At 49.6% G+C, this 13,387-nt stretch carries 17 protein-coding genes and 4 tRNA genes; 12 read left to right on the top strand and 9 right to left on the bottom strand.

Translation table 11 applies throughout. From position 1 onward, the window contains the following. Positions 1-84: 84 nt before the first annotated feature. The 5 genes from AC0VZ8_RS11675 to AC0VZ8_RS11655 form a co-directional block, all read right to left on the bottom strand. Positions 85-630 (bottom strand): thymidine kinase, encoded by a 546-nt coding sequence (locus AC0VZ8_RS11675; protein ID WP_475486931.1) that lies wholly within the window; start codon positions 628-630, stop codon positions 85-87. Continuing rightward, positions 623-1,222 (bottom strand): hypothetical protein, encoded by a 600-nt coding sequence (locus tag AC0VZ8_RS11670; RefSeq protein WP_475486930.1) that lies wholly within the window; start codon positions 1,220-1,222, stop codon positions 623-625. The genes AC0VZ8_RS11675 and AC0VZ8_RS11670 overlap by 8 nt, the downstream gene beginning before the upstream one ends. 73 nt (positions 1,223-1,295) lie before the next feature. Beyond that, positions 1,296-1,937: a hypothetical protein gene (locus AC0VZ8_RS11665; protein ID WP_475486929.1), complete on the bottom strand. Its 642-nt coding sequence runs from the start codon at positions 1,935-1,937 to the stop codon at positions 1,296-1,298. Further along, complete coding sequence (locus AC0VZ8_RS11660; protein ID WP_475486928.1) at positions 1,906-2,973, bottom strand: glycosyltransferase; 1,068 nt, start codon at positions 2,971-2,973, stop codon at positions 1,906-1,908. Before AC0VZ8_RS11660 ends, AC0VZ8_RS11665 begins: the two co-directional genes overlap by 32 nt. Positions 2,974-2,995: 22 nt before the next feature. Further along, a complete protein-coding gene (locus tag AC0VZ8_RS11655; RefSeq protein WP_475486927.1) occupies positions 2,996-3,652 on the bottom strand; it encodes a glycosyltransferase family 2 protein in 657 nt (218 codons plus the stop codon). Positions 3,653-3,826: 174 nt separating this feature from the next. Between AC0VZ8_RS11655 and AC0VZ8_RS11650 the strand changes: the two genes are divergently transcribed. The 3 genes from AC0VZ8_RS11650 (at position 3,827) to AC0VZ8_RS11640 (ending at position 5,968) form a co-directional block, all read left to right on the top strand. After that, positions 3,827-4,027: a hypothetical protein gene (locus AC0VZ8_RS11650; RefSeq protein ID WP_475486926.1), complete on the top strand. Its 201-nt coding sequence runs from the start codon at positions 3,827-3,829 to the stop codon at positions 4,025-4,027. A 162-nt stretch (positions 4,028-4,189) separates the two neighbouring features. Continuing rightward, positions 4,190-4,852, top strand: coding sequence for an SPFH domain-containing protein (locus AC0VZ8_RS11645; protein WP_475486925.1), 663 nt, complete (start codon positions 4,190-4,192; stop codon positions 4,850-4,852). A 375-nt stretch (positions 4,853-5,227) separates the two neighbouring features. Next, positions 5,228-5,968: a GT-D fold domain-containing protein gene (locus AC0VZ8_RS11640; RefSeq protein ID WP_475486924.1), complete on the top strand. Its 741-nt coding sequence runs from the start codon at positions 5,228-5,230 to the stop codon at positions 5,966-5,968. A gap of 297 nt (positions 5,969-6,265) precedes the next feature. On the opposite strand, the gene AC0VZ8_RS11635 is transcribed toward AC0VZ8_RS11640, so the two are convergent. The 4 genes from AC0VZ8_RS11635 to AC0VZ8_RS11620 form a co-directional block, all read right to left on the bottom strand. Continuing rightward, a tRNA-Gly gene (locus AC0VZ8_RS11635) sits at positions 6,266-6,339 on the bottom strand. 86 nt (positions 6,340-6,425) lie between these two features. Then, positions 6,426-6,500: transfer RNA gene (locus tag AC0VZ8_RS11630), tRNA-Phe, on the bottom strand. A gap of 3 nt (positions 6,501-6,503) precedes the next feature. Further along, a tRNA-His gene (locus AC0VZ8_RS11625) sits at positions 6,504-6,576 on the bottom strand. 2 nt (positions 6,577-6,578) lie between these two features. Continuing rightward, positions 6,579-6,655 (bottom strand) — tRNA-Ile (locus AC0VZ8_RS11620). Between the two features lie 449 nt (positions 6,656-7,104). Between AC0VZ8_RS11620 and AC0VZ8_RS11615 the strand changes: the two genes are divergently transcribed. The 9 genes from AC0VZ8_RS11615 (at position 7,105) to AC0VZ8_RS11575 (ending at position 13,321) form a co-directional block, all read left to right on the top strand. Continuing rightward, positions 7,105-7,314, top strand: a complete 210-nt coding sequence (locus AC0VZ8_RS11615; protein WP_475486923.1) for a hypothetical protein — start codon at positions 7,105-7,107, stop codon at positions 7,312-7,314. 958 nt (positions 7,315-8,272) lie between these two features. Next, on the top strand, positions 8,273-8,674 hold the full coding sequence (locus AC0VZ8_RS11610; RefSeq protein ID WP_475486922.1) for a hypothetical protein: 402 nt from the start codon (positions 8,273-8,275) through the stop codon (positions 8,672-8,674). 1,394 nt (positions 8,675-10,068) lie between these two features. After that, positions 10,069-10,494, top strand: a complete 426-nt coding sequence (locus AC0VZ8_RS11605; RefSeq protein ID WP_475486921.1) for a hypothetical protein — start codon at positions 10,069-10,071, stop codon at positions 10,492-10,494. 72 nt (positions 10,495-10,566) lie between these two features. Continuing rightward, positions 10,567-10,950 carry a hypothetical protein gene (locus tag AC0VZ8_RS11600; RefSeq protein ID WP_475486920.1) on the top strand — a complete coding sequence of 128 codons (384 nt, stop codon included), beginning with the start codon at positions 10,567-10,569 and terminating at the stop codon, positions 10,948-10,950. Beyond that, a complete protein-coding gene (locus AC0VZ8_RS11595) occupies positions 10,947-11,189 on the top strand; it encodes a hypothetical protein (protein ID WP_475486919.1) in 243 nt (80 codons plus the stop codon). The genes AC0VZ8_RS11600 and AC0VZ8_RS11595 overlap by 4 nt, the downstream gene beginning before the upstream one ends. Positions 11,190-11,286: 97 nt before the next feature. Beyond that, a complete protein-coding gene (locus AC0VZ8_RS11590) occupies positions 11,287-11,760 on the top strand; it encodes a hypothetical protein (RefSeq protein WP_475486918.1) in 474 nt (157 codons plus the stop codon). 89 nt (positions 11,761-11,849) lie between these two features. Then, positions 11,850-12,713: a hypothetical protein gene (locus AC0VZ8_RS11585; protein ID WP_475486917.1), complete on the top strand. Its 864-nt coding sequence runs from the start codon at positions 11,850-11,852 to the stop codon at positions 12,711-12,713. 63 nt (positions 12,714-12,776) lie between these two features. After that, on the top strand, positions 12,777-12,959 hold the full coding sequence (locus AC0VZ8_RS11580; RefSeq protein WP_475486916.1) for a hypothetical protein: 183 nt from the start codon (positions 12,777-12,779) through the stop codon (positions 12,957-12,959). Beyond that, complete coding sequence (locus tag AC0VZ8_RS11575; RefSeq protein WP_475486915.1) at positions 12,956-13,321, top strand: hypothetical protein; 366 nt, start codon at positions 12,956-12,958, stop codon at positions 13,319-13,321. Before AC0VZ8_RS11580 ends, AC0VZ8_RS11575 begins: the two co-directional genes overlap by 4 nt. The last annotated feature ends 66 nt before the right edge of the window (positions 13,322-13,387 follow it).

Here is a 13,387-nt window from a genome sequence, read left to right as displayed (position 1 = left end):
TGTCACCGTCCTTAACTTTCAATAGGTTCTTTCGTATAGAGAAGGTATAAGCAAGCCGATACCCCTCCTAAGCGAGCCATCCTGTTAAAGGGATGGCTTCTGCTTTGCAAAGCAAGTTCTACAAAGAGGTTCATACATATCATCACGCGCCACGAAGGTCGCACCGTCTCCCTTGTAGTAGTTAAGGGAAGCAAACTCCCCGCACGAGCACCGCGTTCTCAGTTTGAAACAGTTGTCGGCAATAGCCGCGATCACAGGCATTTGGAAGAACGGAACACCGTGCCTGTCCATATCCAGTCCAGTAACGAATACACTAATGCCGATCTCCCTCAGATTTTGGAGGGTCGGGATGAGAGTCGGGTCATCGAAGAACAGGGATGCTTCTTCAATCCCTACCGAAGTGAGTCCTGGCTTCACATGAAGAAGAATCTCGCTTGCCTTCTCCACCCGCGTAACAGGGTAGATGAGACCATCATGCGTCTTGATGATGTTAGGCTCGTCCCTGTCGTCCGAGTAAGGCTTGAAGCACACAGCACCTTCTCCTGCTTCCTTCAAGTTGGCAATTAGATTGGTTGACTTGCCAGTGAACATCGTTCCCCAAAAGACCGTAATCTCCCCGTGCTTAGTCATTCGCTTTCCCCCTCATCATGTCTGCGAACCACGTAGTACCTTTAGCCATCTTCAGCTTCTCAGCGATAACAGGAATCTTCTCGGGGCATTCCTCTTTCAACGTAGATAGAACAATGTCCATGAACTTCCTGATGTTGTTGTAATCGTTGATCTCCTTCTGAATCTCCGTCATCTGCTTCAAAAACTCGCGCATTTCAGAGATAACAGCCTTGTACTGGTAAGGGTTAACGAACCTACCTTTCTCGTAGGCATCCTCCTCCATTGCTTCCAGGAGCATCTTCGTCTTGTTGTATAGGGAAGTCACCTCGTGGATAATGTCCAAGTGATTGTTGACTACTTGAACCAATCTGCGCTTGTCCTCTTTTACAATCTGCTTGCTGATCTCAGGCAACTTCTCGAAGAAACGCATGACCACGTACTTGTCGAGGAGATCACCGTCAGGAACCTTACCACTCGCGTTCATCTCATCAGCGATTTGCTGATAGGACATACCGCTCATACGGAGGTTCACTACGTCCTCCTCAAGTTTGTACTTGACGATCTTGCTCTGCTTCGAGGTAAGCGAGAGTTCTTCATTTCTTTCCTCTGCCACTAACCTCACCTCTTTCGTTTTCTTATCTTTAGGTTAGGCTGAACGCACCAAAACGCACCAAAGAAAAACCCCTCTACATGAGAGGGGTCGGTCTGTTTGGAAGCTCGTCTATAATTTTCGCAACCTGTTCGGCACGTTCCTTAATCTCGAACTCATCGGCGGTGATGACGTGGATATGAGAGCAGTAGTTTCCGTGCTCGTAGATACGTTCGGGAGTGATGAGCACGACATCAGCAACAGCTTCCATCTTATGCTTACCCTTCTCGAACTTCTCGGGGTCGGTTAAGGAGTCGAATACTACAAGGTTTGGATAAGCGGTCTCCACTGAGCTTGCCATACGGCTGTCGTTTACCCAGTAGACTACCCTTCCACCCTGCATCAGGGATCGGACATTAGTACCCGCCCGCGCCACCACGAAGTTTGGAAGTTCAGGGAACGGGTACTCTAGCTCATCAACCTGATAGAACTCCTCGCTCGAATTGATGTAGACCACGTTGTACCCAAGTTCGGCTAGTTCCTTCAGGAGCCGCTGTGGTCTTCGCCCGAAGCTTTCGCTGTGGAAGTCGATGGCGGGCAGGTACACGATGGTCGTATTAACCTTTGGTGAGTAACGAGAGAAGTTAAACTCCTCCATGTCAAACTCCATTACCTCAACTGGATCATTCTGCGGTTCAACCGCGTGGCTACCGAAAAGCCGTTTGAACAGTTTTCGCATCGACCTCTCCACCTCCCATCACTTTGTTTATCATCTTAACCGCGTCCATCGCTCGGCTGTCCCAGGAGTTGGCTTGAGCAACCGCTGTTCGTGCCGCAACCTTGGCGGGGCTGTTCTCTTTCAGAGCCTTGTCAACAATCTTGCCGCAGTTAACTCTATCCATGAAGTAGGTAACGTCACTGTATTTGTTGACGATCTCCTCCATACGGGTCGTTACAACAGGCTTGCCCGCTGACAGATACTCGTAGTACTTAATCGGATCACAGCCGCGAATCATCTCCGTCAGCTTGAATGGAACCATGCAAACATCGAACTGAGCGATATATGCAGGAAGAACCTTGTAATCCTTGTGCGGAAGGCAGGTCACGTTCGGATGCACTACGTTCTTCTGATACAGGGCGTTATTCCCGATCAGTACGACACGGTGACCTTTATTGGCGATGTCCGTAATCAACCAGTAGTCCACCCAGGATGCCATCGCCCCGTGGAAGCCCACCACCTTCTGACCCTCATTTACAGTAGGGAAGTCGGGAGGTTTAGGAAGGGAGACCTGAGCTTTCTTGAAGTGCTCATAGTCAGCTCCGTTAGGACACATGAAGATCGGCTTGCCATCGTCCTTATGAGCTTCGTACATAACCTTCGCCGTGGTAGCTACGAGATCGGCTCGGGCGAAGCATTTAGGGATGTAGTTCTTCCAAATAGCGAACTCGTCAGCGGAGTTGTCCAGGTAATCAAATACAGTGAAGTCGAATCTGCGTCCGTCACGATAGTTGTATTGACCTGGGTTGGAGAACCACAGAACCTTCTTACCTTTGACAAGGTGGTCGTAGCTAACCCCCTTACGTACCAGGAACAAGTCTTCGTTGATCTTTTCGATTGGGCGTGACATCTTTTGATACGATTCTTCATTAATGAAGATCGCCCGCACACCTGGAATCTTAGAGAATGCTGTCATCAACTGCTGAGGACGTTGGAATAGTAAGTTCCAGTCCAAGGCAGGTGGGTAAACAATCGTCATTTCAACGCTCTCGAACACCGCGCTCTCCTCCTTCCTTCTATTAAGTAGCCACTTTAGCAATCAATTCAGCCCCTTCCGCATAAGCGTGAATCGGGCGAAGCCGCGTATCTACGAATAACCTGTAACCGAGTCGGCGGGCTTGTTCGCAGAATGGCTCATCTTCCCCAATAGGATGCAGTCCGTATCTTGCTCCTGCTTCTACAACCTCCCTCTTTATCAAGTACACCGCCCCCGTGAGATCGACAGGGATGACTCCCTCCTTGAACTCAGGAACATGCCGCCCACCGATCATGGCATTATGAGCTTTGATCTTCGGGTGGTTTTGGATGAGCATGGAGCATACATCCAAGTCATTGTCGATCAACTGCTGAAGGCTTCCTTCAGGAATGATGATGTCTGTATCAATAGATAGTAGATAGTCGCAGTCGGACTGCAAAAACTCGTGAAGCAGGATGTTCCTAAGTAAAGCAAGATTGCCGTATGAGTATTGACCGCGCACATGACCATACTTCTTCCCAAGGTTATGGGTAGCATACGGGATGCCTTGGTCGATAAGGATTTTCTCAGTCTCGTCCTCGCTGTCATTCAGGATGTACTTGAACTCTTTGTCCACGTCCTGAGCCATCAGCGAATCCAGGTGCCGCCCCAGTATCCACGCTCTGTTTCTTACAGGGGCACCTATAAATACTTTCGCCATTGCCATTCCCCCTTTTCCTCTTTATCTAGTTTAGACCGATAGACATTAGCCTTTTGCCGCGCCCGCCAAAAAAACACCAATTCCATTTTATACAGGTAACACCGGCTTTTTTTGAAATGCCCTTAACTCGTCAGGAATGACCTCGTATAGAGAAAGTGTGAGGGGGATGAAACGATGGACAGATTCAAGGCTCCCGATCACAGGGACGAGCCTTATCCTATCGGAAAGACCTGCCCTTACTGCAAAGAGGACATCCTCGAAGGCGATGAGATTGCTGACTTGCATGACGGTGAAACTGTTCACTCGGACTGCACGGACGAATATCTCCGCGATCAGCATGTTCTCGCTCGATACACCGCAGTGAGAGGGGTGTGATTCTGATAGGGACATTAATTGCACTACTCGCAACAATCGTGTTTGTAGCAATTTTGTTGTGGTTCTTGGCGGCTGTCGTCTTCGTTAAGGTGGCGAAGTTCGCTCTGAAACTCGCAAAACCGTTCATTGAAAACTTAAAAAAGAACAAGGGGGAATAACGGTATGAAGAACAACCGGGGATTATTCATTGGAGGAGCAACAGTAGTAGGATTGGCGGTCGTAGGTACCTTAATCTATCTGATGCTATGCTTGACGACTATCGCACCAGGATATGTGGGTGTGGTTTATGACCGCTCAGGCGGCTTGGAGAAGGAGACACTTCCTCCTGGTTGGCACTTGGTGAGTCCTACGAAGAAGGTAACTGAGTACCCGATCAGTACGGAGACTGTACACTACGAGGAAGACAAAGCGTTCAGCATTGCTACTAAGGACGGTAAGGTTGTCAAAGCCGAGCTGATGTACTCCTACCACATGGATGAGAAGCGTATTCCCGATGTGTTCGCTAAGTTCCGTGGGCGTACTGACAGTGAGATCGAATCGACTTATATGAAAGATCGCCTGTCAGCAATGATTCAAGAGATCACTTCCAACTACGGAGTGCTTGAGGTATATGGTGATAAGCGTGGCGAGATCAACAACAAGGTATTCGAGTCCTTCAGAAAAGACTTGGACGCTGTAGGTATCGAGATCGAAACGTTCAACTTCAGTAAGATCGAACCTGACGCTGAATCTCTGAAGGCTATCCAGTCTTTGGTTGACTCTCAGCTCAAGCTTGAACAACTGAGAATTGAGAAAGACCAAGCTCAAGTCACTGCCGAGAAGTAGTTGGTCGTTGCTAACGGTAACGCTAACGCTAAGATCGCGGAAGCTCAAGGTGAAGCGAAAGCTAACGCCGCACTCCAACAGTCGATCACTCCTGAACTTCTGAAGAAGATGGAGATGGAAGCCCGCTTGAAGTGGGGTTGGGTAACTATCCAAGGTGCTCAAGCTGTTGTGACCGAGAACAAGTAATGGACGAGGGAGGAGAAATCCTCCCTTTTTCCTATTCTATTAAAGAAAGGAGTTGTTAACGATGTACGATTGCTCTGATTGTATGAGCTTCCTGGTGGTTTGTCCTTGCTGTCAGCACTCATTCTGCCCTGACTGCGGAGCTTCTGAGGATGAGATCGAGGAGAAGAAAGAACAGGAAGGTGATGAGGAATGCTAGGAACCTGGGACTTGATTAAGAACTGGTTCCAAATGGCGGCTAACGGTGAACGCCATGCTTCAGTTCGGTTCGGGGATGCTTCCAATACCATCCTTGCCCATGATACTGTACTGACCATGGACTTCATTAAGTTGCATTACGGTTGGATCAGCGACCCTACTTACTGTGGCATTACCCTTCCTAACGCGAATGCAAGGGACATCATCGTTCACTGCTTGCGGAACGCTGACTATGTAGGTCATCTGACACAGACCGATCACTGGTACTTCAAGCCGCTGTTCGATATGTGCTTGCAATACTACCGAGTGGAGCCAAAGGAAACCTTCTATGCGTTCGAGAACAACTATATCGCTCGGTTCAAGCCGTTCTATGACACCTTCAGGGCTTTACCAATTTTGCTCTGCGGAGCCAAAGCTGTCCAGTACAAGGAAGTACTAGAACGCCGCTATGGTTTCACTGGAATTGTTGGTACCGTCGATTGCCCTAACTGGGAAGGGTTGCAGAAGGCTACTAAGGACATGGAAGCCTTATATAAGACCAATCCATGGCGACTTGCCCTTGTTTGTGCAGGTGCTCCTGGCAAAGTACTGGCTGTGAAGGCGAAACAGCTCGGAACAGTGGGTGTAGACTTCGGATCGGGTGCAGATGTAGCCATTCAAGCCGATAAAGAGGGCTTATACGCCTGGGATTACGAAGGATTCCCTGATTATTGGGCAGGAAGACCCCGAAAATGACCCACTTTGACCCCTTTTGGGGTCTTTTTTGTGTTCTATGTGCAAAAAATAACCGATTTTTACACATAATCGAGCATTTTTCGCCATTATTTCACTGTTTTTGAGCCTTTTTCACACTATTTTAGCCCCTTTTTGACCCCCTAAATGAAGAAAAGACCGCCCTATTTAGGACAGTCCTTGGGAACCTGGGTGCTCGTAAGCAGTCCAGGCGGGTCACTTAATTGGTGGGGGATGCAGGAATCGAACCTACGAGATCACCTTCAAAGGGTGATGTCTTGCCACTAAACGAATCCCCGATGGAGCGGAAGGAGGGAATCGAACCCTCACTCGCGGTTTGGAAGACCGCCGCACTACCTTTATACTACTACCGCATGGCACCTGTGGATGGAATCGAACCACCTGGGAACGGTTTTGGAGACCGCCGACTTACCTCTTGCCTTTAACCCTCTCACAGATATGGTGGATTCTGAAGGACTTGAACCTCCGTCTGCGGTATTTCACACCGCCGCTAAACCAACTCAGCTAAGAATCCATATGGGGTGAAGAACGGAATCGAACCGTAGTCTCCTGATTCACAGTCAGGCGTGTTACCACTACACCATCAACACCATGGTTGGAACAGAAGGACTTGAACCTCCAACCTCCCGCTTATCAGACGGGTGCGCTAACCAGTTGCGCCATGTTCCATTAGGCTCCTCCGTCAGGACTTGAACCTGAAACCGTCCCTGCGCTGAGACAGCTCTACCAACTTGAGCATTACGTGAGGAATATTGGCAGGGAAGGCAGGACTCGAACCTGCACCACCGTCTTAGCGAGACAGTATGCCCCCAATTACAATACATCAGCATGGTGGATGAGGTAGGAGTCGAACCTACACAGCCTTTCGACCACGGGTTTACAGCCCGCTATTCTCGCCATTGATTAAGTGCCCATCCATATTCGAGGTTGTTCCTCTATGAAACATAGATTAGTGCAGATACGCTAGGAAATAACGCTCCAACACGAAAAACCTGAGAAAATTTTCCTCAAGTTGAGTTTCTTCTATATAAGAGCATCAAAAGAAGCTCCTACTCCCTCTATACGAAGTTACTGCCTGGGTGTTAAACTGGGAAAATATACTACATAGGGGGAACAACATGATCTACGTAATAGCTGTGATCGTATTCTTAATCTTCGGAGCCTTGACGCGGGGTGCTCCCGTCATCTCCCTCATCCTTATATTAGGGGGATTCGCACTAGCCTTCTTTCTAGGAGTTACTTCGGAACAGATTGAGACTTACAGCCCCGTAATCGGAGGAGCTGTAATCGGGTTCCTATTGGGACTGATAAGCAGGTTCATAGACTGAAAAACAGGAGCGCGGGGGCTAACCTCTCGCTCTTGTCTTTTTAAGACAGAAGCGCACCGCACCAACCCTCCGAGAAAATTCCTGCCCCGCCCGCAGGAGTCCCATTAACTCGCGTAGCGAAAAATGTATTACCCCAGGATTTTCCCCATTAACATAGGAAAGACCATTAATCTTTGACATAGACACAGCCGACCCGCCCCAGTTCCCCATGCCCTTTCCCCGTCCAGGAGTCCCTTCCCCTTATATAAGAGAGCGCCCCTTCCCCATGCCCATTGCCCTTTCCCAATGCCCGATACCCATGCCCCATTCCCCTTGCCCAAGACACGAGACCCCGCCGCCCGCGCCCCGAGACATTGCCCCGAGACCCCACCTCTCGCGCATCAAGGTTCACCAAAAATTTCCCGTAGGTGTCATGATGCTCCTGCGCCGCGTGTGGGATGTACGAAAAACCCGCGACACTGGGGGGGTTGTTCTCTCGACCCCTGTTTGTTTTTATTTTTTATAAAAAAACATTGCTCAAAGGGGTTGCATTCCGTGCCTATTGAGTTCTTAGATATGGTCATCGAGTTGGTCGCCGCCACCGACTCGATAGGGAAACATCCCGAATGCACGACAGGCGGCAAAGACGCGAAATGCGCCTAGATCATTGACAAACACATACACGAAACATGCACGACTTGTGCATGGGATGAAGCTTCTCTTGTGAAGGGTGAAGTATGCCCACATGAAGGATTGAACTATGGCAACAGCCTACGCTTTACGGTTCATGCCCAACATGTAACGAGATATCACGAATTGCCCACGTTACGGGATAGTGTAGTACAAGGTGCGGTATCCGTAAGTTAATCGGAGGTTCAGATGCCTTGCTATGCTAGAGGTCTGTTCACTCATGGGCTAATCAGGGCTACCAAAGGTAGTTACTATTAGTGCCCATCAAGGGCAAAGGAGACTGAAAACCATGATGAACAAAGCCATTACTATGCCTAAATTTGAGAAAGAAGCAAAGAAACGCGCTGATTCCAAGAAGGCACCTGAGAACATTAAGATGAGCGTAAACGATAAGAATAAGCTTGTAATAGAGATCGACTTGAATGTAATCGACAAGGAACCGCTTGTACTTGGGGAGAAGTCTGCCCGTGTAGCATCTACACTTGGCGGTATTCGCTTGAAAAAGGACGGGTTTCAGAACGTTGTACTCAACCTGAACGCCTATATACCAGTGGATGAGTATGTATCCCCTGTACAGGAACCCGCCGCACCTGCCGCACCTGCTACCAGTGTGCCCGCTATGAGTGCCGAGGACATGAAACTGTTCCAAGAGTTCCTGCAATTCAAGAAGATGATGGAAGCCGCAAAGTAATAAGAAGGATACCCGAGCTATGCTTGGGTAGTCCTGACTAGCCCATGAGTAACAGACCTAGGAGCCGATTGCACATAATCCGTATTATGTGATGTCATGGGCAGACCCGAGTGCCCAAGGCACTACTATGCCCAAAAGAGGATGATTCGCATGACATTTGCACAAATACTCGACTTGACCATGAGCCGCAACGAGACCCTAGACCGTTTCACCAAGCTCAATAGGCGTGGTTGGCGTAACCTGTCCACCATCGAGAGAGCTGAACTAGAGATACTTAGGGATAATCTGTATGCCATGAACTACAAGTTGTCGAGTGTATCCTATTGATAGCATGACCTAGCCCTATTCCTTGGGTGCTAGGGTATGCCCATGACCGCACCACGCACCACCCGAGAGCACGGCGAGAGATAGCGAAGCCTAGCACTACTCGTAAAACAGGGGTACGTCTAAGGACACCCAAGGACTCTAGCGAGTCAACATGAGTAACAGTCCTAGCCTTCAACTCACATAACCCAAACATACTCTCATGGGTCTATCCCTCTCATGTCTTATATGTCTGTGCTCTCTCTTATATGGTGAGTGAGTCTTATATAGGATTGTAGACAGCCAACAGGTTGCTCTGCCCCCGCCCGCCCCACCTGGGGTAGGTGTGCCCTAGCCATCCAACAGGATACCGCCATGGGCTTATATAGGCTTACCATCAATTACCTAGTGCATAGTGGTGCCCTCACATGATACGGTTTCCCATACTGTCCAACTGCCAGTGTGACCAACTAGCTGTGGGAGTCATATCCCATGGCTAGGTATGTTCAGACACTTAACTCTTATATGGCTGTGTCGTATAGCTGAATTAGGTGCCTGAACATGCCTAGCCCTACCCCGCCCCACCCCGATTTGGGGTACGTTGGTGCAGGTCAGAGCGTCCCATCGAGTGCTCATAGCACCTAAGCGGAATAGCTCTGTACCACGGGTTCAAGCATGGCATAGATGTGTCAAATTCAAGGAGGAATACCCATGCGTAATAAAGTGATAGTGGCATACGTTGGCAAGGTCGGTGGACTCATGGCATACCTAAGAAACCTCATAGCAGAACAGGAAAGGGTGGGTGCATAGTCATGACAAGGACTCAACAAGTGATAGCCGCAAGCAAGCTTCAACGCAAGTGGGCACTGCGTGAGATGTATGTCTATGGTCAGCTAACCTTCAAGGACAGAGGTGTCTAGGATGGAGATATGGAGATTCGTTTTCCAGTGCAGACAAGGTGGTAGTACACAAAGGGCTACCGTGTCTTGGGATGAAGCTATACAGTTTGCGGGTACTCAATGGGACATCATTGACTACCAAATGGCTTAGACACTGCTCCCCGCCCATCTCCCCGAGGTGGTCGGCATGGAGTGCCTAAGAGCACTACCCTACATACTCAGGAGGAATTTCAGATGAAAAACGGTTTTGTACAGGTAAAGGTTGTTGACGGTGTTGAGGTTCGTGCAAACGAGAAGGGTCAGTTCTTGCTTGGTGCCCTTATTAACAATAACGGTGACACAACTGAGATCAACGGTATCGCCGCAGGTGCTATGCCTTGCATTCATGAGATCAGCGAAGCGGTGAAGGCTATCGCAGGAACGGCTACTATCGCCCTGCTTAACCAACACATCCCGCCGCAACTGATCGAAATGGTAATGACTGATGCTATCGAGGAAGGTGTCAAGCAAGGGGTTATGAAGCACGTAGAGACAGAGATGCCTGAGATTCACGAGATCGGTGAGCGGCTGAAGAAGGGCGACATCGGTGCCCTGTTCGAGATGCTGTTGAAGGCTTAGACACTACTAGGGCATCCAACCTTCGGGTTGGGTGTTCAATGGAGTGCCTAAGAGCACTATCATAACTAGGAGTTGGTTACCATCGAACACGCAACAATCCTGAACAAGATCAGAGCTAAACGTAAGAACAGCAAGACAACACTGGCAGATATTCGCCGCATCGTAGCGGCTCGTGAGTCGGGTGATTGGTCGGAGGTACATAACAGCGAGCTGTACAAAGAGCATAGCGGTGAGTATTGTGAACTGCTTCAGTACATTGAAATGCCTGAGTGGTTGGTGGGTGTTGTGATGCCTACCTTTGTTGACCAACGGTATATACGAGATCGGGACTTAGTGATCGCCGCCCCCACCGCCGAGGATGCCAAGGCACAGTGGTTCGAGCAAATGAAAAACTGGATACGTGAAGACGAGAAGCATCTCGTCAAGGCAGTACGGAAGGGAGAGGAGCTGAAATGAATGAGCTTCTCTCCCTTTTGCTTGCCGAAGGGTTGCGGGCAACGCTCAACCAGTCCTTCGGGAACCTGATCGAGGTTGACTTTGATGATGAGGTCATCCAAGTATGGCAGACCAACGCACCCTATGAGAAACCACGGTTTGAGATCACCGACACGAGAGACTGCATCAAGATGGTGTGCCGCTCGGTTGAATCGGTGCTGACCCACCTCAACCTGTGGAACGAAGCGGTTGTTTGTTAGACACTGCTCCCCGACCATCACTTCGGTGGTGGGCGGTATGGAGTGCCTAAGAGCACCCAAAATACTAGCCCCATGAGGGCACAAGGAGAATGTACACATGGAAAACGTAATCGTAAAGTCGGTAGCAAACAACAAGGCAGTAATCGAAGTTGATATGTCCCAAGACCTGGGCGTGTCGGGTAGCGGTAAGAACATCCTGATCGCTAAGACAGGTTCCAACGTACCAATCGGTGCAGGTGGCGTGAAGATCAACCTGAACGTATACAAGGGACTGCCGAAGGATGAAAACGAACCTGCCATGGACTTCAAGGGTGCCAAGGCTGAGATCGGGTTTGCAGGTGGTGTGGCTAAGGTAGTAGGTAACAAGCTGACAATCGAGGTTGACCTAACCTCTGACCTTGGTGAGTCGGGTAGCGGCAAGAACATCCTGATTGCCAAGACGGGTAGCAACCTGCCGCTGTTCAAGACGATCAAGATGAACCTGAACGTCTACAAGCCAGTACCTAAGGCAACTGCACAGGCACCAATCGACCTAACCAAGAAAGACCCTGAGCAATTGACACTCGTGTAACCCTTAGACCCTGCTAGGGTATCTCACCTTCAGGTGAGGTATCCGATGGAGTGCCTAAGAGCACTATCAAACCCAAGAGGTGACGCAGTATGACAGTGTACAAACGTGCAGAGAACGACAAGGCTACCCTGAAGATCGAGTATGACCAATACCCTTCCAACCCCCGCCACGAGATGGATGGTTGGTTAGGTGAGATGATCTGCTTCCACCGCAGATATACATTGGGTGACAAGCACACCTACGATGAACCCCGTGACTTCCTTGAGTGCCTTGCTGAGGATTACTACAAGGGTGACAAGGAGCTTAATTATCTGAGCATGAACGAGCTGATGGATGTCATCACTCCTCATGTTATCATCCTACCCCTTCACCTTTACGATCACAGCGGCATCACAATGAGCACCGGTTCTTTCGGTGATCGTTGGGATAGTGGTCAGGTTGGCTGGATATATGCTACCAAAGCCAAGTTCCTTGAGGAGACAGGCTACAACGAGGACGAGCTGTTCAGTACCGACACCAAGCGGTTCCCCAAGGTTGGGGAGCATGTGAAGGTCAAGGGATATGAGAACGAGGGTCATAACGGTTGGGTTAAGGTTGTCTCCTTCTCCCGTAGCTTCGTTCAGGTTGACCTCGACTGGCACAAGGCTGAAGGGGCAAAGCGTTTTGAAAGTTGGGTGATAGTCCATGAGGATAGCATCCTTGAGGTCATGAGCAACAAAGCAGTGCAGATGCTTGAGGGTGAGGTTGAGGTATACGACCAGTACCTAACTGGTGATGTGTATGGGTTCGTCCTTGAGATGAAGAAGCCCTGTCACTGCGGTAACCCTGAGTGTGGTCGGGTTGAGGTTGAGGAGGATAGTTGTTGGGGGTTCTATGGAGATGACGTTCACAAGAACGGTATTGCTGACCATATCCCAACTGAGTACCACGAACTACTAGAAGCGTTGAGCTGAGATCAGAACAGACTAGATGAGCCGAGCCGAGCCGAGGGGGATATAGAGATGAGAAGATTAGGGATGCGAGTGAGATTCAATACTGGTGAGCGGGTACGTATAGAGCTTGGTGACTTCGCAGGTTTGACTGGTGAGGTCGCCCCCGCCCCCGAGGGTGCCATGTACAACTGGAAGAAGGAAGTGTTCATTGCACTTGATGGCGGTGAGACCGTCAGAAAATACAAAAACGAGGTGTGTAAATCGTGAGCTATAAATGGGGATTGAACGGTAACGATCTGAACTGGGACGCGGTTACCTGCTTAAACAGCTTCACCTTCGAGCTAGAGGTTGCGATCATGGAGGGCACGGCTGAGCTTGACGAGGACGGTAACGTTACCGACAGCTTCTACCAAGGAGTACAGGACAGCAACCCTACGGTGGTCTACTACCCTGGGGATGAGGTGAGCTTCGCTGAGGTGAAGAACAGCGGCAAGCACATGCTCGACTTCGTACCATGGTTTCTTAACCACGACACGAACTCCAACTTCGTACATGCGGTTGGTGAGGTACCTGATGAGTACTTCACAGACGATTACCTGAAGGATAAGCGTGAAGCTGAGGTTGCATAGACATTGCTCAAGCGAACCCACCGTGGTGTGGGTTCCTTCATGGAGTGCCTATGAGTGCCACTGAGC

The organism is Paenibacillus sp. QJM3NY_38 (assembly GCF_056173265.1).
This window is presented reverse-complemented; position numbering and strand designations above follow the sequence as displayed.

Bases quoted from the DNA above. Each gene is read 5' to 3' on its own strand.
- AC0VZ8_RS11675 (WP_475486931.1), bottom strand. From the start codon at position 630: ATGACTAAGCACGGGGAGATTACGGTCTTTTGGGGAACGATGTTCACT.
- AC0VZ8_RS11665 (WP_475486929.1), bottom strand. From the start codon at position 1,937: ATGCGAAAACTGTTCAAACGGCTTTTCGGTAGCCACGCGGTTGAACCG.
- AC0VZ8_RS11655 (WP_475486927.1), bottom strand. From the start codon at position 3,652: ATGGCGAAAGTATTTATAGGTGCCCCTGTAAGAAACAGAGCGTGGATA.
- AC0VZ8_RS11650 (WP_475486926.1), top strand. From the start codon at position 3,827: ATGGACAGATTCAAGGCTCCCGATCACAGGGACGAGCCTTATCCTATC.
- AC0VZ8_RS11645 (WP_475486925.1), top strand. From the start codon at position 4,190: ATGAAGAACAACCGGGGATTATTCATTGGAGGAGCAACAGTAGTAGGA.
- AC0VZ8_RS11640 (WP_475486924.1), top strand. From the start codon at position 5,228: ATGCTAGGAACCTGGGACTTGATTAAGAACTGGTTCCAAATGGCGGCT.
- AC0VZ8_RS11615 (WP_475486923.1), top strand. From the start codon at position 7,105: ATGATCTACGTAATAGCTGTGATCGTATTCTTAATCTTCGGAGCCTTG.
- AC0VZ8_RS11610 (WP_475486922.1), top strand. From the start codon at position 8,273: ATGATGAACAAAGCCATTACTATGCCTAAATTTGAGAAAGAAGCAAAG.
- AC0VZ8_RS11595 (WP_475486919.1), top strand. From the start codon at position 10,947: ATGAATGAGCTTCTCTCCCTTTTGCTTGCCGAAGGGTTGCGGGCAACG.
- AC0VZ8_RS11590 (WP_475486918.1), top strand. From the start codon at position 11,287: ATGGAAAACGTAATCGTAAAGTCGGTAGCAAACAACAAGGCAGTAATC.
- AC0VZ8_RS11585 (WP_475486917.1), top strand. From the start codon at position 11,850: ATGACAGTGTACAAACGTGCAGAGAACGACAAGGCTACCCTGAAGATC.
- AC0VZ8_RS11580 (WP_475486916.1), top strand. From the start codon at position 12,777: ATGCGAGTGAGATTCAATACTGGTGAGCGGGTACGTATAGAGCTTGGT.